This window comes from Pseudomonas sp. SMN11 (genome assembly GCF_052041945.1).
In the GTDB taxonomy this organism is placed as follows: Bacteria; Pseudomonadota; Gammaproteobacteria; order Pseudomonadales; family Pseudomonadaceae; genus Aquipseudomonas.
Map to the genome: position 1 here is coordinate 1 of NZ_JBKGGW010000048.1, position 18,684 is coordinate 18,684.

General features: G+C 62.5%; 16 protein-coding genes. 7 read left to right on the forward strand and 9 right to left on the reverse strand.

The genetic code is table 11. The features are described from left to right. The first annotated feature begins 250 nt into the window (after positions 1-250). From ACLEJU_RS26355 to ACLEJU_RS26380, 6 genes are all read left to right on the forward strand, one after another. Positions 251-1,894 (forward strand): acetolactate synthase large subunit, encoded by a 1,644-nt coding sequence (locus ACLEJU_RS26355; RefSeq protein ID WP_159409168.1) that lies wholly within the window; start codon positions 251-253, stop codon positions 1,892-1,894. Between the two features lie 126 nt (positions 1,895-2,020). Continuing rightward, positions 2,021-2,575, forward strand: coding sequence for a UPF0149 family protein (locus ACLEJU_RS26360; protein WP_435425023.1), 555 nt, complete (start codon positions 2,021-2,023; stop codon positions 2,573-2,575). Between the two features lie 124 nt (positions 2,576-2,699). Next, positions 2,700-3,323 (forward strand): glutathione S-transferase family protein, encoded by a 624-nt coding sequence (locus ACLEJU_RS26365; RefSeq protein WP_435425022.1) that lies wholly within the window; start codon positions 2,700-2,702, stop codon positions 3,321-3,323. A gap of 28 nt (positions 3,324-3,351) precedes the next feature. After that, positions 3,352-5,364 carry a 2Fe-2S iron-sulfur cluster-binding protein gene (locus ACLEJU_RS26370; protein WP_435425021.1) on the forward strand — a complete coding sequence of 671 codons (2,013 nt, stop codon included), beginning with the start codon at positions 3,352-3,354 and terminating at the stop codon, positions 5,362-5,364. A gap of 164 nt (positions 5,365-5,528) precedes the next feature. Further along, positions 5,529-6,425, forward strand: coding sequence for a LysR family transcriptional regulator (locus ACLEJU_RS26375; RefSeq protein WP_435425020.1), 897 nt, complete (start codon positions 5,529-5,531; stop codon positions 6,423-6,425). A 195-nt stretch (positions 6,426-6,620) separates the two neighbouring features. Continuing rightward, positions 6,621-7,922 (forward strand): MFS transporter, encoded by a 1,302-nt coding sequence (locus ACLEJU_RS26380; RefSeq protein WP_435425019.1) that lies wholly within the window; start codon positions 6,621-6,623, stop codon positions 7,920-7,922. Here ACLEJU_RS26380 and ACLEJU_RS26385 read toward each other — a convergent pair. From ACLEJU_RS26385 to ACLEJU_RS26420, 8 genes are all read right to left on the reverse strand, one after another. Next, positions 7,897-8,766, reverse strand: a complete 870-nt coding sequence (locus ACLEJU_RS26385) for an aldose 1-epimerase (RefSeq protein ID WP_435425018.1) — start codon at positions 8,764-8,766, stop codon at positions 7,897-7,899. The genes ACLEJU_RS26380 and ACLEJU_RS26385 overlap by 26 nt on opposite strands. Beyond that, positions 8,766-9,686, reverse strand: coding sequence for an EamA family transporter (locus tag ACLEJU_RS26390; RefSeq protein WP_435425017.1), 921 nt, complete (start codon positions 9,684-9,686; stop codon positions 8,766-8,768). Before ACLEJU_RS26390 ends, ACLEJU_RS26385 begins: the two co-directional genes overlap by 1 nt. A 57-nt stretch (positions 9,687-9,743) precedes the next feature. Next, positions 9,744-11,024 carry a TRAP transporter large permease gene (locus tag ACLEJU_RS26395; RefSeq protein WP_400682540.1) on the reverse strand — a complete coding sequence of 427 codons (1,281 nt, stop codon included), beginning with the start codon at positions 11,022-11,024 and terminating at the stop codon, positions 9,744-9,746. Beyond that, positions 11,025-11,552, reverse strand: coding sequence for a TRAP transporter small permease (locus tag ACLEJU_RS26400; RefSeq protein WP_435425016.1), 528 nt, complete (start codon positions 11,550-11,552; stop codon positions 11,025-11,027). Positions 11,553-11,620: 68 nt separating this feature from the next. Then, the gene (locus tag ACLEJU_RS26405; RefSeq protein WP_435425015.1) at positions 11,621-12,592 is read right to left on the reverse strand and encodes a TRAP transporter substrate-binding protein; all 972 of its coding nucleotides are present in this window, start codon (positions 12,590-12,592) and stop codon (positions 11,621-11,623) included. A 74-nt stretch (positions 12,593-12,666) separates the two neighbouring features. Then, on the reverse strand, positions 12,667-13,542 hold the full coding sequence (locus ACLEJU_RS26410; RefSeq protein ID WP_435425014.1) for a glucurono-1,5-lactonase: 876 nt from the start codon (positions 13,540-13,542) through the stop codon (positions 12,667-12,669). Positions 13,543-13,567: 25 nt separating this feature from the next. Further along, the gene (locus tag ACLEJU_RS26415) at positions 13,568-14,374 is read right to left on the reverse strand and encodes an NAD-dependent epimerase/dehydratase family protein (RefSeq protein WP_435425013.1); all 807 of its coding nucleotides are present in this window, start codon (positions 14,372-14,374) and stop codon (positions 13,568-13,570) included. Positions 14,375-14,602: 228 nt separating this feature from the next. Then, the gene (locus ACLEJU_RS26420; protein ID WP_435425012.1) at positions 14,603-15,847 is read right to left on the reverse strand and encodes an OprD family porin; all 1,245 of its coding nucleotides are present in this window, start codon (positions 15,845-15,847) and stop codon (positions 14,603-14,605) included. 337 nt (positions 15,848-16,184) lie between these two features. Here ACLEJU_RS26420 and ACLEJU_RS26425 point away from each other — a divergent pair, with 337 nt between their 5' ends. Next, complete coding sequence (locus ACLEJU_RS26425) at positions 16,185-17,066, forward strand: hypothetical protein (protein ID WP_435425011.1); 882 nt, start codon at positions 16,185-16,187, stop codon at positions 17,064-17,066. 251 nt (positions 17,067-17,317) lie between these two features. Here the strand turns inward: ACLEJU_RS26425 and ACLEJU_RS26430 are convergent, their stop codons facing one another. After that, positions 17,318-18,568, reverse strand: coding sequence for a ribonucleotide-diphosphate reductase subunit beta (locus ACLEJU_RS26430; protein WP_435425010.1), 1,251 nt, complete (start codon positions 18,566-18,568; stop codon positions 17,318-17,320). Between the last annotated feature and the right edge of the window lie 116 nt (positions 18,569-18,684).

Genomic DNA, 18,684 nt, shown 5'->3' on the forward strand with positions numbered 1-18,684 from the left:
TCTGCCCTCCGGCCCTTCTGCCATGCGGCGCTTTGGCGCTGCAGCCAAATGTCTTTTGTCTGTATCCTCCTATCTGCACCGTTTGTACGGTGCGACAATATTTCTCGCAAATTAACGTGACTTGTTTGCGCTTAAGCTGCGTCAAGACTTAAGTTCGGGGCAATCCTGGCCCCCGAACCGAGCGATGCCAGCGTACCGTGCTGCGCATTTCTGGACTTCCACTGTCCGATCACTTGAGGTTACAAGCAAGATGGCCAAGGCCGCCGATGTCGTTGTGCAATGCCTGGAAAACGAAGGTGTCGAGTATGTGTTCGGCATTCCTGGTGAGGAAAACCTCGACCTGCTGGAATCCCTGCGCAAGTCGAAGATCAAGCTGGTACTGACCCGCCACGAGCAGTCTGCGGGCTTCATGGCCGCCACCTATGGCCGCCTGACCGGCAAGACCGGCGTCAGCCTGTCGACCCTGGGCCCTGGCGCAACCAACCTGGTAACCGCCAGTGCGTACGCCTATCTGGGCGGCATGCCGATGATGATGATCACCGGCCAGAAGCCGATCAAGAAGTCCAAGCAGGGCCGCTTCCAGATCATCGACGTGTGCGGCATGATGGACCCCATCACCAAGTACACCCACCAGTTCGCCTCGGCCGACAACATCCCGGCGCGCATGCGCGAAGCGTTCCGCCTGGCTGAAGAAGAAAAGCCGGGTGCAGTGCACCTCGAGCTGCCGGAAGACATCGCCGCCGAGCAGACCGACGCCCTGCCGATCCCGCGCAGCCTGCACCGTCGCCCGCTGGCCGAGCACGTGGCCATCGAAGCTGCCGTCGAGAAACTGCAGAAGGCCCGCAGCCCGATCCTGGTGATCGGCGCCGGCGCCAACCGCAAGATGACCGCCAAGGTCCTCAAGCAACTGATCGACAAGACCGGCATCCCGTTCATCACCACCCAGATGGGTAAAGGTGTAGTCGACGAACGTCACCCGCGCTTCCTGGGTAACGCGGCGCTGTCGTCCGGTGACTTCGTCCACCGCGCCATCGAAGCGGCCGACCTGATCATCAACATCGGCCACGACGTGATCGAGAAGCCACCGTTCTTCATGGTCCGTGGCGGCACCGAAGTCATCCACATCAGCTTCCGCTCCGCCGAAGTCGATGCCGTGTACTTCCCGCAGGTCGAAGTGATCGGCGACATCGCCAACGCCGTGTGGCAGATCAGCGAAGCGCTGAACGACACCGCACACTGGGACTTCACCCGCCTGATGGCGATCCGTGAAGCCAACGAAGCACAGATCGCCGAAGGCGCCGACGACAACCGCTTCCCGGTCTACCCGCAGCGCCTGGTCGCCGACATCCGTCGTGCACTGCCGTCCGAAGGCATCGTGGCCCTGGACAACGGCATCTACAAGATCTGGTTCGCCCGTAACTACAAGGCGCACAAGCCGAACACCGTGCTGCTCGACAACGCCCTGGCGACCATGGGCGCTGGCCTGCCATCGGCAATGGCTTCGCACCTGGTGTACCCGGATCGCCCGGTCATCTCGGTGTGCGGTGACGGCGGCTTCATGATGAACAGCCAGGAGCTGGAAACCGCAGTCCGCCTGGGCATGCACATCACCGTGGTGATCCTGCGTGACGACGGCTACGGCATGATCCGCTGGAAGCAGGCCAACATGGGCTTCACCGATTTCGGCCTGGACTACGGCAACCCGGACTTCGTCAAATATGCCGAAGCCTACGGTGCCAATGGCCACCGTGTGGAAAGCGCCGAAGCCTTCCTGCCGCTGCTCGAGCACTGCATCAAGACCCCAGGCGTGCACGTGATCGACTGCCCGGTCGACTACAGCGAAAACGACCGCATCCTCAACAGCGAGCTGCGTGAGCGCGCGCTGGCGGTATAAGGCTTAACGGCCTAATCGCGGGGCAATTCGGGTCGCCGCACCCGACTTGCCCCGCGAATGCTTTCTGCAGACGCAATCCCCCATGTGCTAGGGTGCACGCAAATCTTCACCCCAGGACACCCGCACATGCTCCCCGCCCTCAGCGAAAAAGAACTCGCCCGCCTCGAAGACCTGCTGATCACCTACGGCAACGACTATTCGGTGCTCAACCTGGCCGAGCTCAACGGCTTTTTCACCGCCCTGGCCAGCTCCCCGATCGACGTGCTGCCAGAGCAATGGCTGCCCACCGTCGCTGGCGGCAAGGTACCGAAGTTCAAGAAACCCGCCCATGAGGAGGCCTACACCGCCTTGATGCTGCGTTATGCCTACCAGGTGGCCGAGCAATTGGCGGAGAACCTCGAAGGCTTCGAACCGCTGTTCGAAGAAAGCGAGGCCGAGGAAGGGCCGGCGATCATCATGGAAGAGTGGTGCTTCGGTTACATGCGTGGCACGCAGGTAGCGGCTTGGGGCGAACTGCCGCCCGAGCAGGATCAGCTGCTCAAGGCGATTTCACTGCATGGTCTGGAAGACAACTTCGAGTTGCTCGATGCCATGAGCTTCGATGAATTGCAGGCTTGCGTGCCGCATGTGGTCGAGGCTGCACGGGGCCTATATCGCTATCAGAAGCAGTCGCGGCACTGAGCAACCTATTATTTCGCCAGGCGAAATTATGGTTTGTTGCTTGCACTGATTCTGCTGCCAGTCGAATCAGCGCAGGATAGGCTCCATCTGGCACCACCCCGGTGCCAACCCTGGAGCCCAGCCCGTGATCACACTCTACAACTTCCCCAAGTCCGGCCACGCCCACCGCATCGAGCTGATGCTGTCGTTGCTGAAGCTGCCCACCGAACTGGTGTTCGTCGACCTGGCCAAAGGTGCGCACAAGCAGCCGGATTTCCTCGCCCTCAATCCGTTCGGCCAGGTGCCGGTGATCGATGACAACGGCACCGTGATCGCCGATTCCAACGCCATTCTCTTCTACCTGGCCAGCACCTACGACAAGGGGGGTAAGTGGCTCCCTCATGACCCGGTAAAGGCCGCCCGTGTACAGCGCTGGTTGTCGGTTGCCGCTGGCCCATTAGCCTTTGGCCCTGCAGCCGCTCGCCTGGTGACGGTGTTCGGCGCTTCGTTCGACACCGACGAAGTCATCGCTCGCGCGCACACCTTGCTCAAGGTGATGGACGCCGAGCTGGCCAAGTCGGCGTTTCTCGTCGGCAATGAGCCGACCATCGCCGATGTCGCCAACTACTCGTACATCGCCCACGCCCCCGAGGGCAATGTCTCGCTAGAACCTTACCCCAACGTGCGTGCCTGGCTGGCACGGATCGAAGCGTTGCCTGGCTTCGTCGCCATGCCACGCACTGCCGTCGGCCTGCAGACCACCGTCTGAGCCGCCACTTCAAGCGAGGAATGCCGCCATGGCGCAACTCCCCGGTCATCGCACCTCGCCCTGGCATGCCGGCGAGAAGCGCCTGCAGGAGCATGCAGGTGTGTCGGAGCGCATGGACGTGTTCGGGCAGAAGGTCATTCGTGAGCACATGCCCGACCAGCACCGCACGTTCTACCAGCAGTTGCCGTTTATCGTCGCCGGCACTGTGGATCAGGGCGGCAAGCCTTGGGCGACGCTGCTCGAAGGCCCGGAGGGCTTCATCAGCTCGCCCGACCCTCGGCAACTGCTGATCGATATCCAGCCGGCCGGCGATGATCCGGCAACGCCCGGACTGGTAACTGGCGGAGCCATCGGCCTGCTCGGCATCGAGCTGCACACACGCCGCCGCAACCGCATCAACGGGCTGATCGCTCAGGCCGCTAACGGGCGGCTGGACGTGCAGGTGGAGCAGTCATTCGGCAATTGCCCGCAGTACATCCAGCTGCGCGAATACACGCGCGTCGATGAACCGGCGCAAGGAAGAATCGATGCGCAAGGGCTGGATTCCACGACCGCCCAGATGATCGCGAACGCTGACACGTTGTTCGTTGCCAGCTACATCGATCACCCTGACGGCATGCGTTCGGTGGACGTCTCGCACCGTGGTGGTCGCCCCGGCTTCGTCAAGGTCGAAAGCAACCGCCTGACCCTTCCCGACTATGCCGGCAACCTGCATTTCAACACCCTCGGCAACCTGCTGGAGAATCCGCGAGCCGGGCTGTTGTTCGTCGATTTCAGTAGCGGTGATGTACTGCAGGTGACCGGGCGCACCGAGGTGATACTCGATAGCCCGTTGATCACGGCATTCGAGGGCGCCGAACGGCTGTGGACGCTGGACATCGAGCACGTGGTGCTACGCCGTGCGGCGGGGAGTTTGCGCTGGGCCTTCCAGGAATACGCGCCAACCAGCCTGATGACCGGCACCTGGGCCGAGGCGGAGCAGCGGCTTCAGCAGCGTGAGCGGCAGCGCCAGTGGCTGACCTGGCGGGTGGCGCGTGTGGAGCAGGAGAGTCGCGACATCCGCTCGTTCTATCTCGCTGCGGACGAACCGGTGGCGTTCTTGCCAGGCCAGCACATTCCCGTGCGTATCCCGCTGGGTACCGATGCACCGCTGATTCGCACCTACAGCCTGTCCTGCGCGCCGTCCGACGGCTACCTGCGGATCAGCGTCAAGGCGCAGGGCCCGGCGTCGCGCTATCTGCATGAGCGTGTCAGGGCGGGGGACCTGCTGGAGGTGCGTCTGCCCATGGGCAGCTTCACCCTCAATAGCACCAGCGACAGGCCTGTCGTGCTGATCGGTGCCGGCGTGGGTATCACACCGCTGATCGCCATGCTGCGAGAGTTGCTGGCGAACGGGCAGGGGCGTCGCATCCATCTCTTCCAGGGTGCCCGCAGCCTGAGTGATCTGCCATTCCAGCAGGAACTGGCCGAATTGCGACAGCAAGCCGGTACCGGTTTGAGGGTGCATCGTTCATTGAGCCAGCCAGAGGCGGACGCCGTGCACGGGCGTGACTACGAGCACACCGGGCGCTTGGGTATCGAGCAGATAAAGGCAACCCTGGCGCTGGATGATTACGATTTCTACCTGTGCGGCCCGGCCAGCTTCACCCAGGACATATATGAGGGACTGCGCGGTGTGCATGTGCCGGATGCCCGTATACATGCCGAAACCTTCGGGCCATCGACCCTTCGGCGGCATGGCGACGACAACCGGCCCACGCTGCAACAGCCGCCGGCTGCCAGCGAGCCGGTGCCGGTGTACTTTGCCAGCTCTGCCAAGGAGGCGCGTTGGTCACCTGGTTCTGGCACCTTGCTGGAGCTGGCTGAGGCGCGTGGGCTGTCGCCGGAGTTCAGCTGTCGAGGGGGCTCGTGTGGAACATGCAAAACCAAGGTGGTGAGTGGGCAGGTGCATTACCCGAATCCACCTGCCGAGATGCCCGAAAGTGGCACCGCCCTGATTTGTTGTGCAGTCCCGGCCCAGGCGCTGGTGCTGGAGTTATGAGGTTGCCTGTGCAGGCCTCGTCGCGGCTAAAGCCGCTCCCAGAGGGATATCACAGGTTTTGAAAACTGTGCGGTCCCTGTGGGAGCGGCTTTAGCCGCGAAGAGGCCCGCACAGGCAACGCAAATAGCCGATAATCCCCGCACCCCAGATGCCCAGGAACCCGCATGGACCAGATCCACCTGATGAAGGTATTCGTCGCTGTCGGCGAGCTGGAAAGCTTCGCCGCTGCCGCCCGTCGCCTGGACATCTCACCCGCCGCCGTCACCCGTGCCGTCAGCGCCCTGGAAGAACAGATCGGGGTCAAGCTGCTGTTGCGCACCACCCGTAGCGTGCGTCTGACCGAGGCGGGCAGCCGCTACCTGCAAGACACCCGGCACATCCTCGCCAGCATCCATGAAGCCAATGAAGCCGCGGCCGGTATCAACGCCACGCCCAAAGGTGAACTGGCGATCACTGCGCCGATCCTGTTCGGCAAGAAATTCGTCATGCCTTGCATCGTGCGTTACTTGCAGCAATACCCAGAGGTCGATGTGTCGGCGTACTTCCTCGACCGCGTGGTGAACATGGTCGAGGAGGGCATGGACGTGGCCGTGCGCATCGGGCCGCTGCCCGACTCCGGCCTCAAGGCACTGCGCGTCGGCCGGGTGCGGCGGATGCTGTGTGCATCGCCCGACTACCTCGCACGCATGGGCGAGCCGCAGCACCCGTCTGACTTGCCGGACCATGCAGTGATCGCCACCACCAACCTCTCGCCACGCGCCGGCTGGCGCTTCGGCCTGGCCGACGAACCGACACTGGTGCGCATGAAACCGCGGCTGACGGTTACCAGCAACGATGGTGCGATCGCTGCGGCAGTGGGCGGGTTGGGCATCGCCAGGCTGCTGTCGTATCAGGTGGTCGATGAGCTGGCCAGCGGCCAGTTGCAGGTCATTCTCGCCGAATACGAGGAGGCCCCCTGGCCGATCCATGTCTTGCACCGCGAGAGCAAGTACGGCTCGGCCAAGGTGCGATCGTTCATTGACATGCTGGCGCAGGACCTACGGGAACGGCAATTGGATTGACCATTGAGGTCGTACAACGCAACTGGATTTTTCTCAGGCTCGCTGCGGAGGTCCCACTTTTACGAGCGCACACAATTGTTGTTGTACGATGACTTATCACGTGGCACTCTTCACCTGAAACAATTTGTCTCATTTCGCCCTGCCGGCGCATGGGGCAGATCACCCGTCACTCTAAAAACAAGATTCAGGTGAACAATGAAGATCAAAGGCATCCGTTGGTGGATGGTCAGCCTTGTCACGGCTGGGCTCGTCGTCAACTACCTCGCCCGCAACACCCTCTCGGTGGCAGCCCCTACGCTGATGACCGACCTCTCCATCACCACCGAGCAATACGCCAAGATCGTCGCGACCTGGCAGATGTGCTATGCGCTCATGCAGCCGATCGCCGGCTGGCTCATCGATTTCATCGGCACCAAACTGGGCTTTGCGGTGTTCGCCCTGGCCTGGTCGCTGGCCTGTGCGGGTGCCGCCTTGGCCAGCGGTTGGCAGAGCATGGCGTTCCTGCGCGGGTTGCTGGGCATGACTGAAGCCGCCGGTTTGCCGGCCGGGGTCAAGGCCACCACTGAATGGTTCCCAGCCAAGGAGCGCTCGGTCGCCATCGGCTGGTTCAACATCGGTTCGTCGCTGGGGGCCTTGCTGGCGCCACCGCTGGTGGTCTGGGCGATCCTGCACAGTGGCTGGCAGCTGGCGTTCGTCATCGTCGGCGTGTCCGGTGTGCTGTGGACCTTGCTGTGGATGCTGCTGTACAAGCACCCGCGTGATCAGAAGCGCCTGAGTGACGAGGAACGTGATTACATCCTGTCCGGCCAGGAAGCCCACTTCAAGGCCGAGCAGCGCGAGAAGGGGGCCTGGAAGCGTATCTTCAAGACCCGCAACTTCTACGCCATCGCGTCGGCACGTATTCTGTCCGAGCCTGCCTGGCAGACTTTCAACGCCTGGATTCCGCTGTACCTGATGACCGAACGGCACATGAACATCAAGGAAGTGGCGATGTTCGCCTGGTTGCCGTTCCTCGCTGCCGACATCGGCTGCGTGCTCGGTGGTTACCTGAGCCCGATGTTCCATCGTTACTTCAAGGTGTCGCTGTTCACCTCGCGCAAGATGGTGCTGGTGTTCGGCGCCAGCTGCATGATCGGCCCGGCTTGCATCGGCCTGGTCGAAAGCCCGTACACCGCGATTCTGCTGCTGTGCATTGGCGGCTTTGCCCACCAGACCTTGTCGGGGGCGCTGTACTCGATCACCTCCGATTCCTTCAGCAAGGACCAGGTGGCGACCGCGACCGGCATGGGCGGCATGTGTGGTTACCTGGGGGCGGCGGTGTTTACTCTGGTGTTCGGCATCCTGGTCACGCAGATCGGCTACAGCCCACTGTTCGTGGTGCTGGCGGCGTTCGATATCGTGGCGGCGGTGCTGGTGTGGAAGGTTGCACGCGAGGTGAATGGGGCTGCTAAGCAGCCTCATTATCAGGTAGTCACAATGCCTGATACTGCATCCTGAATCCCAGGCTGGTTGCTTCGCCTTTCTGCAACAGTCTCAGCCCCGGTCGGCCCGGCAAGTGATGCGCGTTGATCGGGTGGCTCACCGGTTCAAAGCAGAAGAACGGCTGCTCATGCGGGCAGAACAACAGAAAGTGCTCTGCGCCGCTGGCGCTGCACACCAGCCGATACCCCGCGCCCGGTTGCTCGATCACGCAGTTGCCGGGCCATTCGCTGAAGGCGTGGTCGACCACCGTTATCGGCAGTGTCCGTGCAGCGGTGAAATTCCAGTGATCAGGTATCTCAGCTTGCCGTGACGGCAACGCGCCATTCTCCGCCAGCCACACGGTGCGCGCTTGTGCATGCAAGCGCGTATCGGGATGGCGCGGGAAGTAGGGATGCAGCCCCAGTCCATACCAGGTAGCCGCCGAATCCAGATGTGTCACCTGCAGGTCGAGGCTCAGGCAGCCCTCGTGCAGGTACATATCAAGCGTCGCCCGGTAGGCGAACGGCATTGTGCTGTCGAGGTTCAGGCGGGCGTGGTGCTCGCTGTGTTGCTGCACCTGCCAAGGTTGCTGCCAGGCACTGCCATGGATCGGGTAGGGGTCATGCCCGGTGTTAGGTGCCAGAGCCAGCCAGCCATCAGGGCGCTGGAAGCCGCCCTCGGCGATGCGGTTGGACCACGGCGCCAGCGGGTAGCAGCCCAGGCGCCGCGGGCTGCCGCTGGCCAGGGCGGCTTCGTCGGCGGGGCGCAGCAACGCTTGCCCAGTGGCGCTGGCTTGCCAGTTGACCAGGCTGGCACCCAGCTCGGGGGCGATGCTCAGGCGGGTAAGGCGGTCTTGCAGGTGCAGCAGGGTGACGCTCATCAAGGCCTCCGGTAGGTCAACAGGACGATGCCGCACACCACCACGGCACCGCCAATCAATTGCATGCCACTCAGTTGCTGGCCGAGCAACGCCCAGCCCAGCAGCAGCGTGGCGATGGGCTCGACGTTCATTACCGGTGCGTTCTGCGCCATGTTCAGCTTGGGCACGCAGACGAACAGCAAGGTGAAGGCCACGCCATACAGCACCACCAGGCTGGCCAGCGCCATCCAGCCGCTGGCGCTGCCCGGCAGCGACAAGCCGGCCGGCATCACGCCGCTGATGCCGGCGACCAGCATGCTGGTGAACACGATCAGCAAGGTCAGCAGGCTGCGCACCGGGCCGCGGACAGCGGCCAGCTTGTGGTCGGTGATCCACAGGGCACAGGCGAACACACAGGCGGCGCAGAACGCCAGGCCCACACCCAAGGTCCAGTGCGGGTTGACATCGCCACCGTCGGCCAGCCTTGCCGGTACATCCAGAGCCAGCACCAGGCCACACAGGATCAGCCCCATGAACAACACCGTGCGCCCGCTCGGGCGGGTGCCACCCAGTGCCCAGGTCAGCAGCGCCAGGAGCATGGGGAAGGTGTTGCCCACCAGTAGCGCCAAGGCCACTGGAATGCGGGCCACTGCCGAGTACAGGCACAGGCTCTGGGTCGCGATCAGCAGGCCCAGCAGCAGCTGCCAGCGCCGTGTGCCGGAAGGCAGGCGCAGCGGTTGGCGCTGCCACAGCACCAGGCTGGCCAGCACCAGGAACGTGATGCCCGAGCGGCAGAGAATGGCCAGCAGCACGCCGGTGTCGTCGTCGAAGGCGATGCGCGCAGCGATGTGGTTGCCGGCGAACGAGCAGGCCAGCAGGGCCAGGAGGACGATGGCCAGTTTGCGCGGGAAGAGGGTTACAGCAGAAGAGGATACAGCCATGTGCAGGATCCGTTTGCATTGAGAACCTGGGGCCGCAAAGCGGCCCCAGTACCAGAATTACAGGACGACGCTCGGCAGCCACAGCGAGATGGCCGGTATGTAGGTCACCGCCATCAGCACCAGGAAAAGCGCCAGGTAGAACGGCAGCAACGCCTTCACCGTGGCCTCGATGCTGACCTTGCCAATCGCCGATCCGACGAACAGCACCGCACCCACTGGTGGGGTGATCAGGCCGATCCCCAGGTTGACCAGCATGATCATGCCGAAGTGCACCGGGTCCACGCCGATACCGGTGATCACCGGCAGCAGGATTGGCGTGAGGATCAGGATCAGCGGCGCCATGTCCATCACCGTGCCCAGCAGCAGGAGCATGAAGTTGATGCACATCAGGATCACGTAGCGGTTGTCCGACAGGGTCAGGAACGCCGTGGTGATCTTCGACGGGATCTGCATCAGGGTCATCACGTAGCCGAAGCTGGCGGCGAAGCCGATCAGGATCATCACGATCGAGATGGTTCGTACCGTGCGGTGCATCAGCTTGGGCAGGTCGCGCCACTTGTAGTCGCGGTAGATGAACATGGTCACGAAGAAGGACCAGACCACGGCCACTGCAGCCGATTCGGTCGCGGTGAACACGCCCGACAGGATACCGCCGAGGATGATCACCATGGCCATCAGGCCCCACAGTGCCTCACCGGCAATCTTCAGCGCCTGGCGCAGCGGGATCACCTCGCCCTTGGGGTAGTCGCGCTTCTTGGCGAAGATCAGGCACAGGCCCATCATCACCGCGCTCAGCAACAGCCCGGGCATCACCCCGGCCATGAACAGCGACGCGATCGACACCGTGCCGCCGGCCGCCAGCGAGTACAGCACCGAGTTGTGGCTGGGCGGGGTCAGCAGAGCCTGCACCGAGCCGCTGACGGTCACCGCGGTGGAGAATTCGCGTGGGTAGCCCTTGCGCTCCATCTCCGGAATCAGCACCGAACCGACCGAGGCGGTGTCGGCCACCGACGAACCAGAGATCGCGCCGAAGAAGGTCGAGGCCATGATGTTGACCAGCGACAGCCCGCCGCGCACGAAGCCCACCAGCACCCCGGCGAATGCTACCAGGCGCCGCGACATGCCGCCTTCGGCCATGATCGCGCCAGCCAGTACGAAGAACGGAATGGCCAGCAGCGAAAATTTGTTAACCCCACTGGCCACCTGAATCATCATCGCCTGCAGCGGGATGTCGATGTACCAGGCGCCGATCAGCGCCGACAGACCCAGGGCATAGGCCACTGGCATGCCCAGCAGGATCAGCGCAATGAAACTGCCCAACAGAATGAACGCATCCATTTACGCTGCCCCCTCGTTTTCTTCCACCAGGTCGAACCGCACCACTTTGCGCTGGCTCTGGTCGCCCAGCAGGAGTTTCTCCAGCACGAAAATCAGTGTCAGCACGCCGCCGACCGGGATCGGCGCATAGCTCATGCCCACCCGTACGCTGGGCAGCGAGGCCATGTACTGATTCCAGGTGGTGACGCACAGCTTGAAGCCGTACCAGGTCATGAATACGCAAACCACAACCATCAGCAGTTGTGTCAGCACGTTCACCATTCGCCGAGTGGGTTCGGGCAAGCGGTCGGTGATCATTGCTACCGCCATGTGCGCGCCAGCGCGGTAGCTAGCGGCGGCGCCGATGAAGGTGAACAGCACCATCAGCAGGATCGATACTGGCTCCGGCCAGCTGGAGCCGGTGCCGAGTACATAGCGGGCGAAGATGCCCCAGGGGATGATCAGCGACATGGTCAGTATCGACAGCCCGGCGACCCAGATGCAGGCGCGGTACAGCGTGTCGTTGACGCTCAGGAAAAGCATTTTCATAGGCATCACCAAAGCGGCAGGGCGACGGGCGTCGCACTGCCGAGGTCATCTTGGGAGGAGGGCCGGGATTACTGGACCGCGTCGATACGCTTCATCAAGTCGGCATACTGTGCACCGTACTTCTCGCGCACCGGAGCGGTGGCGTCGTAGAACGGCTTGGTGTCGACGGTGATGAACTCGACGCCGGCGGCCTTGAGCTTCTCTTCGCTGGCGGCAGACTTGGCGTCCCACAGTGCGCGTTCTTCAATCTGCGCTTCGCGGGCGACTTTCTTCACCAGGGCCTGCTGCTCGGGCGAGAGCTTGTTCCAGGTGGTCTTGGACATCACCACTGGCTCCGGCAGGATCAGGTGATTGGTCAAGGTGAAGTATTTGGCGCTCTGGTAATGGTTGTGTTCGAGCAGGGTCGGCGGATTGTTCTCCGCGCCGTCGATCACTCCAGTCTGCAGGGCGCTGAAGATCTCGCCGGTGTCCATGGCGATGCCGTTGCCGCCCATGGCATTCATCATGTCGATGAACAGCGGGTTGCCCTGCACGCGAATCTTCATGCCCTTGAGGTCTTCAAGGCTGCGCACCGGTTTCTTGGTGTAGAGGCTGCGCGAGCCGCCATCCATCCACGCCAGCGCGACCAGGTTGAATTCGGAATTGGTGATCTTGTCGAGGATCTCCTGGCCGATATCGCCGTCGATGATCTTGCGCATGTGCTCATGGTCGCGGAACACGAACGGCATGTTGAACACGTTCACGTCCGGCACCACCGGGCCGACGATGCCGAGGCTGACGCGGGTCATCTGCACCGCACCGATCTGCGCCTGCTCGATCACTTCCTTCTCCGAGCCCAGCACGCCGCCGGCGAACATCTTGAAGGTGATTTCGCCATTGCTGGCCTGTTCGAGCTTCTTGCCCATGTTCTGTTCGGCGACCACGGTCGGGTAACCGGCCGGGTGGATCTCGGCGAACTTGATGTCGAGTGCCGAGGCCGGCAACGACAGGCTGAAAGCGAACGGGAGTACGGCAAGAAGCAGCTTGCGTTTGAAGATCATGGTGAAACTCCGTGGTTTTTATTATCTGGTTTCGCGCGTGAGTGTTGGGTGCGGCAGGGTTGTGCAGGTCGCGTTCAGCCGCGCCAGGCAGGCTCCTCCAGGCCTTGGACGCCGGGGCGCAGGGCGAACACGCCACCGGCCAGGGGCTGGTCGCTGAGGTCGCTGCCTGCAGGGCGGATCGAGGTGACGAACAAGGTGTCGAGGTTGGCACCGCCGAAGGCGCACATCGCCGGCTTCTTCACCGGCACGCTGAGCGAGCGGTCGAGGCGACCGTCGGGGGTGAAACGGTGGATCTGCCCGGCGTCGTTGCCGCAGATCCAGTAGCAGCCGTCTGCGTCGATGGCGGCGCCGTCGGGGCGGCCGGGGAAGGCTCGCATGTCGACGAACAGCCGCTGGTTGTGCGGCGTGCCGCTGTCGATGTCGTAATCGAAGGTCCAGATCTTCTGCACGTTCGGGTGTGAGTCGGACAGGTACATGCGCGTGCCGTCCGGGCTGAAGGCCAGGCCGTTGGGCACGATCATGTCCTTGAGCTGCTGGTGCAACTGGCCTTCGCCATCGACCCGGTACAGCGCGCCGACGTGGGCGCCTTGCTGCATGTCCATGAACATGCTGCCGGCCCAGAAACGGCCCTGGCGGTCGCAGCGGCCATCGTTGAAGCGCATGCCGTGTTGCGGGTGTTCGACTGCGGCGAACAGGCGGCTGTCGAGGCTGCCGTCGGCCTGGGCCTGCAGCTGGAAGATGCCGCTCTCCATGCCGGCGACCCAACCCTGCTCGGTACGGGCGATGCAGGCGAGCATCTCGTCACCCTGCCAGACCTGATGGGCGCCGTCCTGCCAGCGGTGCAGCTGGCGGGCCGGTATGTCGACCCAGTACAGGGCCTGTTCGCTGGGGTGCCACACCGGGCTTTCACCGGTGCCGTTGCGGGCGTCGACGATCAGTTCGCAGTGCATGCTGGAGCCTCCTGGCAGGGCAGTGTCAGCTGAATGGGCCGGCAGCGACGAAGGCGCCACCCTGGTAGATCATGCTTGGGTCGTCGGCGGCAGGCGCCGGTTTGGCCTCTACCGCGGCGCGGAACACTTCCGAGGTGTCCTTGGGTTGGTAGCCCAGATGCGCGGCATGGCGGTTGTCCCACCAGACGGTACGGTTGTCGGAAGCGCCGTAGACCACGGTGTGGCCGACATCGGCGGTGAACAGGCCGCGCTCGATCAGCTGGGTAAGGTCGTCGTAGCTCAGCCAGGTGCAGAGCATGCGTGGGTTTTGTGGCTCGTCGAACGAGGAGCCGATACGGATGCTGACGGTCTCGATGCCGTAGCGGTCGAAGTAGAAGCTGGCGACATCCTCGCCATAGCACTTGGACAAGCCGTAGTAGCTGTCGGGCCGGCGCAGGGCATGGGCGTCGATGGGCTGGTCCTGGCGGTAGAAACCGATCACGTGGTTGGAGCTGGCGAAGATGATGCGCCTGACCCCGTGCTTACGTGCGGCTTCGTAGATGTGGAACACGCCGCAGATATTAGGGCCGAGGATGTCTTCGAAAGAATGTTCGGTGGACACGCCACCGAAGTGGACGATGGCGTCGACGCCCTCGACAAGGGCATGGACCGCAGTCTTGTCGGCCAGGTCGCAAGGGATGACTTCTTCATGGGGGCCAGTGGCGGGGGCCATGGGCGCGATGTCGGAAAGGCGCAGGACTTCGGCGCAGCCATTGAGGCGTTGGCGAAGCACCTTGCCCAGGCCGCCTGCGGCTCCGGTGAGCAGCAGGCGCTTGAAGGGGGTGGTGGTCATGGCGGCTCTACTTGTGATTGTTGTAAGTTGTCGTATGACTGTGCTGATTATCGGCAGCGGTTTCCGGGGTTGTCAATGCTGCTTTTGGGCATTTCGATAGCCCTGTGGGAGCGGCCTTGTTTCGCCAAAGGGCCGCAGCGCGGCCCCGGCATTCGCGCATGTGCCGCAATTTCTGGGGGCTGCTTCGCAGCCCTTTCGCGACACAAGGCCGCTCCCACAAAGATCGCGTTACAGCAACGAAAGGGGATAGTTGAAGATCAACCGGTTCTCATCGAACTCGTTGTTGCTGTAGTCACGGCGAATGGTCGAGTTGCGCCACTTCACGCTCAAGTCCTTGAATGGCCCGCTCTGGATCACATAGGCCAGTTCCGACTCGCGGACCCACTCCTTGCCGTCGGTCACCACCCCGGAATGCACATCGCGGCCGCTGATATAGCGGTTCATCAAGGTCAGCCCCGGCACCCCGAGCGTCACGAAGTTGAAGTCATGGCGCACCTGCCACGAGCGCTCTTCGGCATTGTCGAAACTGGAGTTGTAGCTGTCGTTGGCCAAGGTCCCGCCGCTGGTGCCGTTGACCCGCATCCAGGTATCGCCATCGACCTTCTGCAGCCCGACCCAGAAGGTGTTGCCGCCGTACTTGGCTGAGAACATCCCCGAGTAGGTCTTGTTGTCCAGCTTGCCCGCGCGTTCCGAGCCGTCCTCACCACCGTGGAAGTAGCCCAGGTTGGCACCGAGGGTCCAGTCGCCCAGCGGCTGGCTGTGGCTCAGTTGCAGGTATTGCTGCTCGTAGACATCCTTGAGCACCGCGTTCCACAGCCCGACCAAGGTGCGGTCCTGGTTGAACTTGTACTCGCCGCCGACAAAGTTGAAGCGGTCCGACACGCCGCCGCCGTAACTCATGTCTTCCATGCTCGCGTCGTTGCGCGGGCTGTTGCCACGGAACTGGCCGCCGTACAGGGTCAGTCCGGCAATTTCGTTGGAGGTCACCTGGCCGCCGCGGAAGGTCTGCGGCAGCGAGCGGCCATCGTCCGAGCGCAAGATCGGCAGCACCGGCATCCATTCGCCGATCTTCAGTTCGGTCCTGGATATACGCGCCTTGCCCGCCACCGCCAGGCGGCCGTAGTCATCTGCTGGCTTGCCATCGTCATGGCGTGGCAGCAACGCCGTGCCATAGGTGCCGCCACCGCCATCGAGCTTCAGCGACCACAGCCCCAGTACGTCAGCGCCGAATCCCACCGGCCCCTCGGTGAAGCCGGAACGGGCATCGAGAATGAAGCTCTGGGTCCACTCTTCGGCCTTGCTCTGCGGGTTGCTGGGGTTGGTGAAATTACGGTTGATGTAAAAGTTGCGCAGGCCCAGCACGGCCTTGCTGTCTTCAACGAACCCCTGGGCGAGGCTGGTGCCTGGCATGCCGCCTAGCAGGCTGGCGCCAAGCAGCGCAAAGGGGAGGGTTGTCTGGCAGATTTTCGACATGGAGTGCGTCCGCTGTTGTTGTTTTTGTTATGTGTTGTCGTACAACTGCGGCGTTTTTTATCAAGCGGAAAAACAACTGTCAACGCTTGGGGACGCAATAAATTCGCGACGTCAAGTGAATAATTACCGGCGATGGCTCTAGCTCAAGGAATTGGATGAATTACAAGTCATACTATGACAGCGGCAACATTGATGGGGTTGCGACCGCGTCAGTCGCAGCATCTTTGCGCTATTCGACTGGGCGGCATTCCGAACACCGCTGAACAAATTGCAACAAGGCATGTCTCAAGGCCAGCAGAGACATGACGTTTCATGCCACAAGCAAGGAGGCTCTACCATGCAACCCACCCCAGCCACGTCCACCGGCAAGCTGCTCGGCAGCTATGGCTACGGCAAGGCACTGATCATCAGCCTGATCACCCTCGGCATCATCTGCGTAGGCCTGGCTGCCTTCGTCGGCTATCTCAGCACCATCGTCTCGCCAGACGGCGGCCCGGTGACTATCGACAACCGTCGCGGTACCGTCGTGAACTTCAGCAGTACGCTGCAGCTGTTCTACTTCACCATTGGCTTGCTGCTGTTTCTGGGCGTGTGCATGCTGGGCATGGCCTGGTGGCAGAAGAAACTGCGTGTTGCACGCTATGAGGTATACGAAAAGGGCATCTGCCAGATCATCGGCAGCGAGCGTGATTACGTGCCGTTCAGCGAGATCAACGACCTGTACCTGTTCGCCTCGGGGCAGACGGCAGCCGCTGGCCTGATCAACAACCTGGCGTACCGCCGCAACGACAGTGAAACGTTCCGCCGCGTCAATGCTCACCTCAAGAACTTGTACGGTTTCATCGACCTGGTGCGTGACCTGCACCTGAACGAACGGCTGCCGCACGTAATGGCCACGCTCCAGCAGGGCGGTGTCGTGCCGTTCAACTACATTGGCACTGGCCAGGTGTGGGGCAAGCGCGTCAGCGGCAACTTCCTCAACGTCACCACCCGACCTATCCTGGTCACCCGCGATGCCCTTGAGGTCGAAGGCAGCAAGGTGTCCATGGCCAGCCTGGGCAGCATAGACCTCAGTGCCTGGACCGAACTGGTGGTAATCAGGGACGAGAGCGGCAAGACCGTGCTGTCCACCGCTGCAAACGGCATCATGAGCTTCGACCTGTTCCTCAATACCCTGCACAACCTGCTCGAAGCCGAGCCGGCCCGGGTCACCGCCTGACGCCCTGGCACGATCCACTGTAGGAGCGGCCTTGCGCCGCGAAAGGGGGGCGCGGCGCGCCCCCAGCCATCATTCAGCCTTCGAGTCCGTTGCCTCCCCCCTAGCTCTGGTGTCATCAGTCACAGTCAGATGAAAGTAGGCATAACCAGTGATGGGCAATGCCGGGGGCTGTAGGAGACTTCCTATTTGCTTCTGCCAGGCAATAAAAAAGGCTGCCATTCGGCAGCCTTCTCAATGCTCAGCCCGGACGATCAGTCCCAGCTCAACGCACCACCAGTCTGATACTCGATCACACGCGTCTCGAAGAAGTTCTTCTCCTTCTTCAAGTCCATGATCTCGCTCATCCACGGGAACGGGTTGGTGGTCCCCGGGTACTCTTCCTTCAGGCCAATCTGGGTCAGGCGACGGTTGGCGATGAACTTGAGGTAGTCCTCCATCATCGCGGCGTTCATGCCCAGCACGCCGCGTGGCATGGTATCGCGGGCGTATTCGATCTCCAGCTGGGTCCCTTGCAGGATCATCTGGGTCGCTTCTTCCTTCATCGCCGCATCCCACAGGTGCGGGTTCTCGATCTTGATCTGGTTGATCACGTCGATACCGAAGTTCAGGTGCATCGACTCGTCACGCAGGATGTACTGGAACTGCTCGGCAACGCCGGTCATCTTGTTGCGGCGACCCATGGACAGGATCTGGGTGAAGCCGCAGTAGAAGAAGATGCCTTCCAGCACGCAGTAGTAGGCGATCAGGTTGCGCAGCAGCTCCTTGTCGGTCTCGACGGTACCGGTGTTGAATTCCGGGTCGGAGATGGCGCGGGTGTACTTCAGGCCCCAGGCGGCTTTCTTCGCGACCGACGGGATCTCGTGGTACATATTGAAGATCTCGCCTTCATCCATGCCCAGCGACTCGATGCAGTACTGGTAGGCGTGGGTGTGGATCGCCTCTTCGAAGGCCTGGCGCAGGATGTACTGGCGGCACTCCGGGTTGGTGATCAGGCGGTACACGGCCAGGGCCAGGTTGTTGGCAACCAGAGAGTCGGCGGTGGAGAAGAAACCGAGGTTGCGCATGACGATGCGGCGCTCGTCTTCGGTAAGGCCGTCCATGCTCTTCCACAGGGCGATGTCGGCGGTCATGTTGACCTCTTGCGGCATCCAGTGGTTGGCGCAGCCGTCGAGGTACTTCTGCCAGGCCCAGTCGTACTTGAACGGTACCAGCTGGTTGAGGTCGGCGCGGCAGTTGATCATGCGTTTTTCGTCAACGGCGACGCGGGCCGAGGAGCCTTCCAGCTCGGCCAGGCCTTCGGCGATGTCGAGGGCGTCGAGGGCGGCCTTGGCGCGCTTCACTGCGTCGGAGTCGGCGGCGGTGGCGGCACGGGCTTCCAGGGCGGCGGCACCGCCGGCGCTGTCGAGCTTGTCGAGGGTGGCGGCGGCAGTGGCCTGTGCAGGGGTGTTGCCTTTGGCGGATACTTCGCCGTCTTCCTTGTCGAATTCGTCCCAGCTCAGCATGGTGATTGGCTCCTGCTTGAGGGTTGCGCTGAGGCAACCGGTTGGATTTTAAGAATGTGATGCCTGACGCAAGGCCGTTACGGCGAATGGACAGCTCGAGAGGCTGACTCTCGTTA